Origin of the sequence: Plantactinospora soyae (genome assembly GCF_014874095.1) — a bacterium.
GTDB lineage: Bacteria > Actinomycetota > Actinomycetes > Mycobacteriales > Micromonosporaceae > Plantactinospora > Plantactinospora soyae.
Window position 1 is genome coordinate 8,399,300 of the sequence record NZ_JADBEB010000001.1, and the last position, 12,465, is coordinate 8,411,764.

Here is a 12,465-nt window from a genome sequence, read left to right on the forward strand (position 1 = left end):
ATTCGTGGAGCGACGTTTCACTCCCTGCGATTTCGATGTATTTATCAGACCATCTAGACCAGGTGAAACATTAGAACAATGCTCCTCGCCTCTTGCCTGATCCTCTCATCGCCGAGAACAGGTCGGGTGCTTTAATCGATCCGTGCTGCTCGACGAACTACGCGCGTTGCTGACTCGGCACGCCCGAGCCGACCGGACCACCCCCATCGACGGTGTCCTGGTCGGCACGGCCGAACGGGCGCACGAGTCCTCGGCGTCGATGTCCGGCACGGTGATGGCGCTCATCGCGCAGGGCGCGAAGACGCTCGCACTGGGCGACCGGATGTACGAGTACCGCGCCGGCCAGTACCTGATCGCCTCGATCGACCTGCCGGTCACCGGCCACTACACCGAGGCCAGCCGCGAGCGGCCGGCGCTCGGGTTCGGCCTTGCCCTGGAGCCGTCGGCGATCGCCGACCTACTGCTCCAGGCACCCCCCGGCAACCTCCCACGCGCGGGCGGCGGCACACCGTCCGCGCTGGCGGTCAGCGACGCGCCGGTCGAACTCGTCGACGCGGCGGTACGGATGCTTCGCCTGATCGACCGGCCGCGCGACATCCCGGTGCTCGCACCGTTGATCAAGCGGGAGATCCTGTGGCGGCTCATCACCGGCGAGCAGGGCGCGACCGTCCGCCAGCTCGGCCTGGCCGACAGCAGCCTGGCCCACATCGCCCGCGCGGTCCGGTGGATCCGCGACAACTACCGGGAGTCGTTCCGGGTGGAAGATCTGGCGCAGATGTCCGCCATGAGCCCGTCTGCGTTCTACCGCAACTTCCAGGCGGTCACCGCGATGAGCCCCATCCAGTTCCAGAAACAGATCCGGCTCCAGCAGGCCCGGCTGCTGCTGGCCACCCACCCCCACGACGTCACCGCGGTCAGCCAGCGGGTGGGATACGACAGCCCGTCACAGTTCAGCCGCGAGTACCGCCGCCAGTTCGGCGCGCCACCGAGCCAGGACGCCGCCCGCCTGCGCGACGCCGCGCTCACTCCTGCGCCGTCTGTGCCGTAACAGCCCGTTGCCCTGCCCACGGGACGCCACGCCAACCTGTACCACACAACTCCCGGCAGCCTGGGCACCTCAGCCAGGGCCCGGCCGCACCGGGCTCCGGGTCGGCCGGTCCGCCGGACGGTCCGGGAGAGGCGCCCCGGCGTACCGGGCCGCCGCCGTGACGAACCGGGCGGCCAGCTCCGGGTGCCCGGCCCAGTGCACGTGCAGGTAGGACGCGTGCAGGCTGGTGTCGACCACGCCCTCCTCGACCGCCGTACCGAGCCCGTGCGGGCGGGACGGCCGGGGCCGGAAGCGCCACGCGGGGGTCCGGTCGGGGGCGTACTCGACCTGGGTGCGGTGGAACTCGTGCCCGGTCACCACCGTCCCCGGCTCGGCCAGCAGGCTGGCGCCGACCGCGACACCCTCCCGGTAGCCGAGGGTGAGCCGCCCGGTCATCCGGGCCGAGGCGTCCAGCACGCCGGTCATCGGATGGTCGTCGAGATCCCGGCAGAGATAGAGCAGGCCGGCGCACTCGGCCACCACCGGCAGGCCGCCCCGGGCCGCCCGGCCCACCGCCTCGCGCAGCCGGCCGTTGGCGGAGAGTTCGGCCGCGTACACCTCGGGGAAGCCGCCGCCGAGATAGAGGCCCGCGCAGCCGGCGGGCAGTTCCTCGTCGCGCAGCGGATCGAGCGGTACGACCCGCAGCCCGGCGGCGCCGAGCAGTTCCTCGGTCTCCGGGTAGCGGAAGGTGAACGCCGAGCCTCCGGCGACCGCGACGGTGACCGGCGGTCCCGCCCCGACGAACGGCGCCGACCCGTCCGGCTCCCACGGCCGGCCCGGCAGCCCGGGTGCCCGGCGGGCGACGGCCAGTACGGCGTCCAGGTCCACCGCGCGGGCGAGGTGACCGGCGAGCGCCTCGACGGTACGTCGGGCCTCGGCGCCCCGTTCGGCGGCCGGAACCAGCCCGAGGTGTCGGCTCGGGGTGTCCAGGGCGGCGTTCCGGCGCAGCGCCCCGAGCACCGGTACGCCGGTCCGGGCGACCGCCTGCCGCACCTCCGCCTCGTGGGTCTCCGAGCCGACCTTGTTCAGGATCACCCCGGCGATGGTCAGCCCGGGGTCGTACGTCGCGAAGCCGTGCACCAGCGCGCCGATGCTGCGGGAGCTGCCGGAGACGTCCACCACCAGCAGCACCGGGCTGCCGGTCAACCGCGCGACGTGCGCGGTGGAGGCGAACCCCTCCCGGCCGACCGCACCGTCGTGCAGCCCCATCACCCCCTCGACGATGGCGACGTCGGCCGGCGCCGGCACGGTCGCGCCGTGCAACAGCAGCGGGACGATCCGCTCCTCCCCCTGCAGGTGCGGATCCAGGTTGCGTCCCGGTCGGCCGGTCGCCAGGGCGTGGTAGCCGGGGTCGATGTAGTCCGGCCCGACCTTGTGCCCGCTGACGGCCAGCCCGCGTTCGCGCAGCGCGGCCATCAGCCCGGTGGCCACGGTGGTCTTGCCCTGCCCGGAGGCGGGTGCGGCGACCACCACCCGGGGCAGCGGGGTCACCACTCGATCCCCCGTTGTCCCTTCTGTCCCGTGTCCATCGGATGCTTCACCTTGGTCATCTCGACGACCAGGTCGGCCGCCTCGACCAGCCGGGGGTCGGCGTCCCGACCGGTGATCACCACGTGCTGGTGGCCGGGCCGGTTCCGCAGGGTGTCGACGACCTCGTCGACGTCGATCCAGCCCCACTTCATCGGATAGGTGAACTCGTCGAGCACGTAGAACTGGTGCCGCTCCCCGGCCAGCCGGCGCTGGATCTCCCGCCAGCCCTCGACGGCGTCGGCGGCGTGGTCGGACTCGGCGCCGGCCTTGCGGCTCCAGCTCCAGCCCGAACCCATCTTGTGCCACTCGACCGGCCCGCCCTCGCCGGTCTGTTCGTGCACCCGGCCGAGGGCGAGCAGACCGGCCTCCTCGCCGACCCGCCACCGGGCCGACTTCACGAACTGGAACACTGCGATCGACCAGCCCTGGTTCCAGCCCCGCATGGCCAGGCCGAACGCCGCCGTCGACTTACCCTTCATCGCTCCGGTGTGGACGATAAGCAGCGGGCGGTTGCGGCGCTGTCGGGTGGTCAGCCCGTCCTGCGGTACGACCTCGGGTTGTCCCTGCGGCATCAGGCAGCCCTTCCGGTACGTCGCCGCGGTACGCCGACCTCAGCCGGTCGCTGCGGTACGTCGATGTCAACCGGTCCGGCGGAACGCGCTCCGTCCCCGGGTCGCCCGGCGGTACGGGTGCGTACGGCGGTGGTCAGCGTTCCCGCCGCGACCTGTTCCAGCGGCAGGTGTTCCGCGTCCAGCGCGTCGGCCAACGCGGAGCCCAGCCCCAGCCGGATCCGTCCCGACTCACAGTCGAGCACCACCGACCGTACTCCGCTGGCGGCCAGCAGCCGGGCGGCGTACCGGGCCCGGGGTACCGCGTCCGGACCGGCGGTGGCCCGACCGTCCGTCACCACCACCAGTAGCGCGCGTCGGCGCGGATCCCGGATGCCCTCCACCCGCAACGCCTCACCGGCCCGCAGCAGCCCCTCCGCCAGGGGCGTACGGCCACCGGTCGGCAGGTCGTCGAGTCGGGCGGCGGCGACGTCCACACTGGAGGTCGGCGGCAGCGCCAGTTCGGCGGTGTGGCCCCGGAAGGTGACCAGACCGACCTTGTCCCGCCGCTGGTAGGCGTCCAGCAGCAGGGACAGTACCGCGGTCTTGACCTCCCGCATCCGCTGTCGGGCCGCCATCGAGCCGGAGGCGTCGACACAGAACAGGATCAGGTTGCCCTCCCTCCCCTGCCGGACCGGCACCCGGACGTCCTCCGGCCGCAACTCCAGCCCCGGTCCCCGCCGGCCCCGCTGCCGCTGGTGCGGGGCCGCCGCCCAGAGCGTGGCGACCAGGTGCGGGCGGCGTACCGGTCCGGCGCCCGGCAGCGTGGTCCGGACCGTCTGGCCCACCGTCGTCACCGCCGGTGACCGCCGGCCGGCCGCACCCGCGCCGACCCCGGGTACGACGAGCAGCCGGGCCCGGTACGGCTGGTCCGCGCCGAGCGCGTTCGCGCCGGTCGGAGCGGTCTCGCGGCCCTTCCCCGGCTCGCCCGCTCCGGTCGGTTCCGCCGGATCGCCGGACGGCACCGGACCGTCGCGGTCACCCGGGCCGGCACCGTGCTCCGCTTCCGGTGCCGAGTCCGGCGCGGCTCCCGGTGCCGACTCCGAGCTGGCCTCGCCGTCGTCGGGAACCGGTGCGCCGCCGGGGCCGCCGGGATCGGGATCGTCGGGACCGGACCCCGGTGGCGGCGGATCGATCTCCGGCATCGGTGGATCGGTCGGCTGGTCCAGACCGGCATCGGCGAGTGCCTGGTCCAGCCGCTCCTGCTCGATGCCCGGCGGATCGAAGGGGTTGCGCCGACGTCGGTGCGGCAGGGCGAGCCGGGCCGCCGCCCGGATGTCCCCTGCGGTGACGGTGGTCCGCCCGCACCAGGCGGCGTGCGCCATCGCGGTCCGCGCGGTGACCAGGTCGGCGCGCATCCCGTCGACCTCGAACGAGGCGCAGAGCGTGGCGATCCGGAGCAACGTGTCATCGTCGAGCCGGACCGAGGGGAGCAGTCGACGGGCGGCGGCGATCCGGCCGGCCCGCTCGGCGTCCGCCGCCGCGTACCGGTCGGCGAACCCGTCCGGGTCTGCCTCGTACCCGAGCCGTCGGCGGGTCACCTCGGCCCGTACCGAGGGATCACGGCTGGCCGCCACCTCGACCGTCAACCCGAACCGGTCGAGGAGCTGCGGCCGGAGTTCCCCCTCCTCCGGGTTCATGGTGCCGACCAGGACGAACCGGGCGGCGTACGCGATCGACACGCCCTCCCGCTCCACCGTGGCCCGGCCCATGGCCGCCGCGTCGAGCAGTACGTCGACCAGGTGGTCGTGCAGCAGGTTCACCTCGTCGACGTAGAGCAGTCCCCGGTGTGCGCCGGCGAGCAGCCCAGGCTCGTACGCGGTGACGCCCTCCCGCAACGCCCGTTCCAGGTGCAGCGATCCGAGTACCCGGTCCTCGGTCGCCCCGACGGGCAACTCGACGAGCCGGGCCGGCCGGGTGATGGTCGTGCCGGCGGGGTGGGCAACGCCGTCCGGCGTACCGGCGGGGTGAGCGCCGTCCGGCGTACCGGCGGGGTGGGCGCCGTCCGGGCAGTCCGGGTCCGGTGCGGCCGGGTCGCAGGAGAACCGGCAGTCGGAAAGTACCGTCACCGGCGGCAGCAGTGTGGTCAGGGCCCGGACGATGGTGGACTTCGCGGTGCCCTTCTCGCCCCGGACCAGCACCCCGCCGATGGCCGGCGAGACGGCGCTGAGGGTGAGCGCGAGCACCATGTCGTCCATGCCGACGACGGCGGAGAACGGGTACGACCGCACGGGCCAACCTCCTACCCCGTGGGTGTCCGCGCCCACGACCGGTTCGGTACCGCGTCGCCCGGAGACCGACACGGGACGGGGGCGGAGTGTCTGGCTTCCGACCCGCAGGGCCGGTCACAGTGGCGGGACCGCCCCGGATTCGCTGGCCTTCGCAGACCAGCCCACCGGTGTTCCTCGCGCGCCGTCGCCGCCGATAATGACACAGCCCACCCGCCAGGGCACCATCGGCGGCAGGTCGGCTAACGTTCCGCGACGTGACCGCGACGAGTGCCAGACCTGCGCTGACGGTGGTCGGGATCGGCGCGGACGGCTGGGCCGGGCTCGGCGAGACCGGCCGACTCGCGCTCCGCGCGGCCGAGGTCGTCCTCGCCGGCCGCCGGCACCTCGACCTGATTCCACCGGACCTGACGGCCCGCCGGGTGGTGTGGCCCAGCCCGTTGCTGCCCGCCCTGCCCGGCCTGCTCGACGAGCACGCCGACCGGCGGGTCTGCGTGCTCGCCAGCGGCGACCCGATGTGGTTCGGCATCGGCGCGCGCCTCGCCGAACTGGTCGGCGCCGACCGGCTGACGGTGCTGCCGCATCCGTCGGCGATCACCCTGGCCTGCGCCCGGCTCGGTTGGCCGGTCGAGCGGGTCACCGTGGTCAGCGCCGTCGGCCGGAACCTGGCCCGGGTACGCCGGGTGCTCACCCCCGGCCGCCGGATCCTGGTGCTCAGCGCCGACGCGTCGACGCCGTCCGCCCTGGCCGCCCTGCTCACCGACGCCGGCTACGGAACGAGCCAGCTGACCGTGCTGGCGTCGCTGGGCGCCGGGCACGAGCACCGGGTCGACGGGATCGCGGAGAACTGGGCGCATCCGGAGGGCGACCCCCTGAACGTCGTGGCCGTGCACGCCACCGCCGGGCCCGACACCCGGCTCCGGTCGACGGTGCCGGGCCTGCCGGACGAGGCGTACGCGCACGACGGGGCGCTGACCAAGCGGGAGGCCCGCGCCCTGGCGCTGTCCCGGCTCGCCCCGGCCCCCGGCGAGCTGCTCTGGGACGTGGGCGCCGGATCGGGCAGCATCGGCATCGAGTGGCTGCGGGCCGAGCCGAGCTGCCGCGCGGTGGCGGTCGAGGCGAGGGCGGACCGGGCGGAACGGATCGCCGGCAACGCGGCGGCGCTGGGCGTACCGGAGCTTCGGGTGGTGCGGGGCCGGGCCCCGGCGGCCCTGGCCGGGCTCCCGGCTCCGGACGCGGTCTTCGTCGGCGGCGGACTCGCCACCGACGGTCTCCTCGACGCCTGTTGGGCCGCGCTGGCTTCCGGCGGCCGGCTGGTGGCGCACGCGGTGACCGTCGAGGGGGAACGGGAGTTGACCACCCGGGCCGGCCTGCTCGGTGGCGAGCTGACCCGGCTCGGTGTCGAACGGGTCGAGCCGCTGGGCGGCTTCACCGCCTGGCGTCCGGCCCGGACCCTGGTGCAGTGGATGGTGGGGAAGCCATGACGGTAACGTTCATCGGCGCCGGTCCCGGCGCCGCCGACCTGATCACGGTACGCGGCCAGCGGGTGCTGACCCGGGCGCAGGTCTGCCTCTACGCCGGAAGTCTGGTACCGGCCGAGTTGCTCGACTCCTGCCCGCCGGGCGCCGAACTGGTCGACACGGCGGACCTCACGCTGGACGAGATCGTCGCCCGGATGGTCGAGGCGGACCGGGCCGGCCTGGACGTGGCCCGGCTCTGCTCCGGTGACCCGTCGATCTACAGCGCGGTGGCCGAACAGATGCGCCGGCTCGACGAGGCGGGCGTCGCGTACGACGTCGTGCCCGGGGTGCCGGCCTTCGCGGCGGCGGCCGCGACCCTGCGCCGGGAGCTGACCGTGCCGACGGTCGGCCAGACGGTGGTGCTGACCCGGGCCCAGTCCCGGTCGACGGCGATGCCGGCCGGCGAGGACCTCGCGGTACTCGGGGCCACCCGGGCAACCCTGGTGCTGCACCTCGCGGTCGGCCGGACCCGGGCGCTGGCCGAGCGGCTCGTGCCGCACTACGGCGCGGACTGCCCGGTCGCGGTGGTGGCCAGGGCCAGCCGCCCCGACGAACTCGTGCTGCGCGGCACCCTCGCCGACATCGCCGACCAGGTCGAACAAGCCGGGGTACGCCGAACGGCAGTGATCATCGTCGGCGAGGTGCTGGCCGCCGAGGGCTTCCCCGACAGCTACCTCTACTCCGCCGGCCGGGACCGGTCGGCGAAGCGCCCGGTCGGTTAGGGGACGTCGACTCATGCGAAAGATCCTGGTCATCGGCATCGGTGCGGGTGATCCCGAGCAGCTGACCCTGGAGGCGGTCCGGGCGCTCGGTGAGGTCGACGTCTTCTTCGTGCTCGACAAGGGCGCGCAGAAGCACGACCTGGTCGGACTGCGGCAGGAGATCCTGCGCCGGCACCCGACGAAACCCGGGCACCGGGTGGTGGAGTTGCGGGATCCGGACCGGGACCGGAGCGACCTCGGCACCGCCGGCTACGTCAGCGCGGTGGACGACTGGCGTCGACGGCGGGCCGAGTTGCTGCGGGTGCTGATCCGCGACGAGGTGCCCGAGGACGGCTGCGGCGCCTTCCTGGTCTGGGGCGACCCGGCGTTGTACGACAGCACCCTCGGCGTCGTCGAGGAGATGCTCGCCGACGAGACCGTCCACTTCGACTACACGGTGATTCCCGGGGTGAGTAGTGTCTCGACGCTGGCCGCCCGACACCGGATCGGGCTGAACCGGGTCGGCCGGCCGTTCCAGGTCACCACCGGTCGGCTGCTCGCCCAGGGCTGGCCGTCGGAGGTGGACGACCTGGTGGTGATGCTGGACGCGCACTGCACCTTCACCCGGGTCACCGAGCCGAACGTGGACATCTACTGGGGGGCGTACCTCGGCACCCCGGACGAGATCCTGGTCGCCGGCCCGCTCGCCGAGGTCGGCACCCGGATCGTGGACGTACGCCGGGCGGCGCGGGAGCGCAAGGGTTGGATCATGGACACGTATCTGCTGCGGCGCCGTCGAACGGACTGACTGACCGACGGACTGACCGACCGGTCCGGGGCAACCGGAAGACCGATGCGCACGCTGGATCCAAATCCTACAGTGGAGATAGGCTTTAGGACGGCTGCCACGCTCCGGTCCATCGGAGGTACCCATGCCAACACTGTCGCCCTTCAGCCGCCTGGCCAGCCCGGTCGACACCGCGACCTACGGCGAGTACCGGATCACCCGCCGGGCCGACGACCCCCGCCCGCTCTACCGCTTCACCGGACGTGTCGGCGAGAACAGCCGGGCCGGCTTCACTCCCCGGGTCGGGCGCTACCACGTCTACGCGGGCTGGTTCTGCCCGTGGTCGCACCGGGTGACCATCACCCGCTCCCTCGCCGGGCTGGACGACGTCGTGAGCGTGTCGTACGTGGACAACGCGCGGGACGGGCGCGGCTGGGCCTTCCGCGAGCGGTACGGGCCCGATCCGGTGAACGGCTTCACCCTGCTGCGCCAGGTCTACGAGGCGACGGAGGAGGGCTTCGACGGCCACGTCTCGGTGCCGACCCTCTGGGACCGGGCCACCGCGAGCGTGGTCAGCAACGACTTCCGGACGATCGGGATCGACCTCGCCACCGAATTCCGGCGGCACGCCACTCCGGTCGTGGAGACGTACCCCGAGGAGCACCGCGCCGAGATCGAGGACCTCGACGCCTGGCTCGGCCCGGTGGTCAACCGGGGCGTACCCGCGGCCGGCCGGCCCGGTCCGGCCGGCGCCCGCGCCCGGACCGCGCTGCTCGACGCCTTCGCCGCCCTCGACGAGCGGCTGGCCATCCGGCGCTACCTGGTCGGATCGGCGCCGACCGAGGCGGACGTCCGGCTCTGGGTGACCCTGGTCCGCTACGACGCCGGCCCGAACGCCCACCGCACCATCAACCCCGGCCTGTCCGCCTATCCGCACCTGTGGGCCTACGCACGGGATCTCTACACACTGCCCGCCTTCCGGAACACCACCGACTTCGACTCCTTCACCGCACCCGGCGTCGACGTCCCCGACTGGCACGCGCCAGCCGACCGGCCGACGCCGTAGCCGCCGGCCGGCATCGGCGGTCCCGTCGACCGGCGTCGACTCAGACCCGGTCGGCCAGTTCGGCCACGTACCCCTCTGCCAGACCCGGATCGGCCAGGTCCGCCTCGGTCACCGCCAGGCCGGGGCGTACCTCGGCCCCCAGTTCGGCGAGCAGGCCCCGCAGATGCCGCTCCGACTGCCCCGCCTGCTCCCGCGTCGCACCCACGGTCACCGGCACCGCCACCACCCCGGCCAGGCCACGGTGCGGCAGGTTGTCCAGGAACACCTTCAGTATTCCGGTGTAGCTGCCCTTGTAGGTCGGTGTCGCCACCACCAGCACCCGGGCGGCGCGCGCCCTGGCCAGCCCACCGGCCACCCGTACCTCGTCCGGGGCGAGCAGCGCCGGCCCGTACGCCGCCAGGTCGACGACCGCCGGCGCCGCGGCACCCTCGCGTCGGGCCACCGCCGCACCCACCGACTCGGCGAGCACCCGGGTACGTGACCCGGGTCGCGGGTTACCCGAAACGACGACGACCTCGCTCACCCGGTCCTCCCGTCGATGTCGCCCGGACGCCCCGATCGACGGCGCAGGGCGGGATCGGCCAGGGACGGCGGCAGGTATCCGGCGTCGGCCGGGTTCAGCGTCGTACCGGGCGGCACGATCTCGTCGATCCGGTCCAGCACGTCCCGGGACAGGGTCACCTTGGCCGCGTCGAGCTGCGACTCCAGGTGCTCCAGGGTCCGTGGGCCGATGATCGCGGAACTGACCGCCGGATGTTCCAGCACGAAGGCGATGGCCAGGTGGATCAGGGACAGGCCGGCCTCCTCGGCGAGCGCCGCGAGCTGCTGCACCGCGTCGAGCTTCCGTACGTTCTCCGGCAGCCGCGGGTCGAACCGGGCCGGAAAGCGCTCCGCCCGCCGGGAGATCGGCTCGGTCAGCCCCGGCCGGTACCGGCCGGCGAGCCAGCCGCCGGCCAGCGGGCTCCACGGGATCACCGCCAGGCCGTACCGCTGGGCCACCGGCAGCACCTCGCGCTCGACCTCCCGGGCCAGGATCGAGTACGGCGGCTGCTCGCTGACCACCCGCTCCCGGCCCCGGCGCTGCGCGATCCACTGTCCCTCGACGATCGCCGACGGCTCGAACGTGGACGTGCCGAGGTAGCGCACCTTGCCCTGGTGCACGAGATCGCTGAGTGCGCCCAGGGTCTCGTCGAAGTCGGTTCCCGGCTCCGGCCGGTGCACCTGGTAGAGGTCGATCCACTCGGTACGCAGCCGGCGCAGGCTCTGCTCGACCTCGCGGATGATCCACCGCCGCGAGTTCCCCCGGTGGTGCGGGCTCTCGCCGATCTGGCCGTGGAACTTGGTGGCCAGGAACACCTCGTCGCGCCGGCCCTCGGCCAGGGCCTTGCCGACGATCTCCTCCGACTCGCCCTGGGAGTAGACGTCGGCGGTGTCGATCACGTTGATGCCCTCGTCGAGGGCCCGATGGATGATCCGGATGCTGTCGTCGTGGTCCGGATTGCCCCGGCTGCCGAAGTTCATCGCGCCCAGCGTCAACGGGCTGACGAGCACACCGGTACGGCCGAAGGGTCGGTAGTCGACCATGTCACTCCTAGGAGACGGGGGTCGGAACAGCGGTCGGAGGCTGGAACTGGTTGACCGGGCGCGGCAGCCCGTAGTGGTCCCGCAGCGTACGGCCGGTGTACTCGGTCCGGAACAGCCCACGCCGTTGCAGCACCGGCACCACGTGGTCGACGAACTCCTCCAGCCCGGAGGGGAGCAGCGGAGGCATGATGTTGAAGCCGTCCGCCGCACCGGAGCCGAACCACTCCTCGATCGTGTCGGCGATCTGCTCCGGGGTACCGACGAAGGTCCGGTGCCCGCGACCACCGCCGAGCCGGGCGAGCAGTTGCCGCACCGTCAGATTCTCCCGCCGAGCCAGGTCGGTGACCAGGGCGAACCGGCTCTGCATGCCCTGTACCGCGCTGACGTCGCCGACCTCCGGCAGTGGGCTGTCCAGGTCGGCCTCGGTCAGCTCGATCCCGGTGAGGCTGGCGAGCTGACGCAACCCGTACGCCGGCACCTGGAGCCGGGCCAGTTCGTCGGCCCGCTCCCGGGCCTGCGCCTCGGTCGTCCCGATCACCGGCACGATTCCGGGCAGGATCTTCACCAGCCCGGGGTCCCGGCCCTCGGCGGCCACCCGCGCCTTCAGGTCGGCGTAGAACGCCTGCCCCTCGGCCAGGGTCTGTTGGGCGGTGAAGACCGCCTCTGCGTACCGGGCGGCGAACTGGCGCCCGTCCTCGGAGGAGCCGGCCTGGACCAGCAACGGATAGCCCTGTGGTGTCCGAGGTACGTTGAGCGGGCCCTGGACCCGGAAGAACCGACCCTCGTGCGCGATGGGCCGGATCCGGTCCCCGTACGCGAACCGGCCGTTCGCCTTGTCGCCGAGCAGGAAGTCGTCCGCCCAGCTGTCCCAGAGCTTGCGGCAGACGTCGACGAACTCGGCCGCGCGCTCGTACCGGTGCCGGTGCTCGGGCACGTCGTCCAGGCCGAAGTTCCGGGCGGCGTCCCGGCCGGCGGTCGTCACGATGTTCCAGCCGGCCCGGCCGGCGCTGACGTGGTCGATGGTGGCGAACCGCCGGGCCAGGTTGTACGGCTCGTTGTAGGTGGTCGACGCCGTGGCGACCAGGCCGATCCGCTCGGTCGCGGCGGCCAGCGCCGGCAGCAGCACCGTCGGATCGAGCCGGCCCACCGGTCGGTACCGGATATCGCCCTGAAGCGACGGGCCGTCACCGAAGAAGACGGAGTCGAACCTGCCCCGCTCGGCGACCTGGGCGAGGTGCCGGTAGTGCGCGACGTCCCAGGTGCCGGTCAGACTGCTCTCCGGGAACCGCCAGGCCGACTCGTGGTGGCCGATGGTCATCAGGAAGGCGTTCAGGTGCAGTTGTCGCCGTGCCAC

General features: G+C 73.4%; 11 protein-coding genes. 5 read left to right on the forward strand and 6 right to left on the reverse strand.

Features of this window, described 5'->3' with window-relative positions; genetic code table 11:
* Nucleotides 1–142 precede the first annotated feature (142 nt).
* Nucleotides 143–1,048: an AraC family transcriptional regulator gene (locus tag H4W31_RS36790; RefSeq protein ID WP_192770806.1), complete on the forward strand. Its 906-nt coding sequence runs from the start codon at nucleotides 143–145 to the stop codon at nucleotides 1,046–1,048.
* 69 nt (nucleotides 1,049–1,117) lie between these two features.
* Here H4W31_RS36790 and H4W31_RS36795 read toward each other — a convergent pair whose 3' ends face one another.
* From H4W31_RS36795 to H4W31_RS36805, 3 genes are read right to left on the reverse strand one after another with little or no spacing between them, the layout of a single operon-like run.
* Complete coding sequence (locus H4W31_RS36795) at nucleotides 1,118–2,578, reverse strand: cobyrinate a,c-diamide synthase (protein ID WP_192770807.1); 1,461 nt, start codon at nucleotides 2,576–2,578, stop codon at nucleotides 1,118–1,120.
* Nucleotides 2,575–3,189 carry a cob(I)yrinic acid a,c-diamide adenosyltransferase gene (gene cobO, locus H4W31_RS36800; RefSeq protein ID WP_192770808.1) on the reverse strand — a complete coding sequence of 205 codons (615 nt, stop codon included), beginning with the start codon at nucleotides 3,187–3,189 and terminating at the stop codon, nucleotides 2,575–2,577. The genes H4W31_RS36795 and cobO overlap by 4 nt, the downstream gene beginning before the upstream one ends.
* Entirely contained in the window at nucleotides 3,189–5,423 is a 2,235-nt protein-coding gene (locus H4W31_RS36805) for a magnesium chelatase subunit D family protein (RefSeq protein ID WP_225947589.1), read from the reverse strand. Before H4W31_RS36805 ends, cobO begins: the two co-directional genes overlap by 1 nt.
* Nucleotides 5,424–5,710: 287 nt before the next feature.
* Between H4W31_RS36805 and cbiE the strand changes: the two genes are divergently transcribed.
* From cbiE to H4W31_RS36825, 4 genes are all read left to right on the forward strand, one after another.
* Entirely contained in the window at nucleotides 5,711–6,937 is a 1,227-nt protein-coding gene (cbiE, locus tag H4W31_RS36810; RefSeq protein WP_192770810.1) for a precorrin-6y C5,15-methyltransferase (decarboxylating) subunit CbiE, read from the forward strand.
* Complete coding sequence (cobM, locus tag H4W31_RS36815; protein ID WP_192770811.1) at nucleotides 6,934–7,695, forward strand: precorrin-4 C(11)-methyltransferase; 762 nt, start codon at nucleotides 6,934–6,936, stop codon at nucleotides 7,693–7,695. The genes cbiE and cobM overlap by 4 nt, the downstream gene beginning before the upstream one ends.
* A 13-nt stretch (nucleotides 7,696–7,708) precedes the next feature.
* On the forward strand, nucleotides 7,709–8,482 hold the full coding sequence (cobF, locus tag H4W31_RS36820; protein ID WP_192770812.1) for a precorrin-6A synthase (deacetylating): 774 nt from the start codon (nucleotides 7,709–7,711) through the stop codon (nucleotides 8,480–8,482).
* 124 nt (nucleotides 8,483–8,606) lie between these two features.
* Entirely contained in the window at nucleotides 8,607–9,527 is a 921-nt protein-coding gene (locus H4W31_RS36825; RefSeq protein WP_192770813.1) for a glutathione S-transferase C-terminal domain-containing protein, read from the forward strand.
* Nucleotides 9,528–9,567: 40 nt separating this feature from the next.
* Here the strand turns inward: H4W31_RS36825 and H4W31_RS36830 are convergent, their stop codons facing one another.
* From H4W31_RS36830 to H4W31_RS36840, 3 genes are read right to left on the reverse strand one after another with little or no spacing between them, the layout of a single operon-like run.
* On the reverse strand, nucleotides 9,568–10,050 hold the full coding sequence (locus H4W31_RS36830) for an NADPH-dependent FMN reductase (RefSeq protein ID WP_192770814.1): 483 nt from the start codon (nucleotides 10,048–10,050) through the stop codon (nucleotides 9,568–9,570).
* Nucleotides 10,047–11,111 (reverse strand): aldo/keto reductase, encoded by a 1,065-nt coding sequence (locus H4W31_RS36835; protein WP_192770815.1) that lies wholly within the window; start codon nucleotides 11,109–11,111, stop codon nucleotides 10,047–10,049. The genes H4W31_RS36830 and H4W31_RS36835 overlap by 4 nt, the downstream gene beginning before the upstream one ends.
* A gap of 7 nt (nucleotides 11,112–11,118) precedes the next feature.
* Complete coding sequence (locus H4W31_RS36840) at nucleotides 11,119–12,465, reverse strand: LLM class flavin-dependent oxidoreductase (protein ID WP_318783630.1); 1,347 nt, start codon at nucleotides 12,463–12,465, stop codon at nucleotides 11,119–11,121.

Excerpts from the sequence above, each read along its gene's own strand:
- cobO (WP_192770808.1), bottom strand. The coding sequence starts at position 3,189 with ATGCCGCAGGGACAACCCGAGGTCGTACCGCAGGACGGGCTGACCACC.
- H4W31_RS36805 (WP_225947589.1), bottom strand. The coding sequence starts at position 5,423 with ATGGACGACATGGTGCTCGCGCTCACCCTCAGCGCCGTCTCGCCGGCC.
- cobM (WP_192770811.1), top strand. The coding sequence starts at position 6,934 with ATGACGGTAACGTTCATCGGCGCCGGTCCCGGCGCCGCCGACCTGATC.
- cobF (WP_192770812.1), top strand. The coding sequence starts at position 7,709 with ATGCGAAAGATCCTGGTCATCGGCATCGGTGCGGGTGATCCCGAGCAG.
- H4W31_RS36825 (WP_192770813.1), top strand. The coding sequence starts at position 8,607 with ATGCCAACACTGTCGCCCTTCAGCCGCCTGGCCAGCCCGGTCGACACC.
- H4W31_RS36835 (WP_192770815.1), bottom strand. The coding sequence starts at position 11,111 with ATGGTCGACTACCGACCCTTCGGCCGTACCGGTGTGCTCGTCAGCCCG.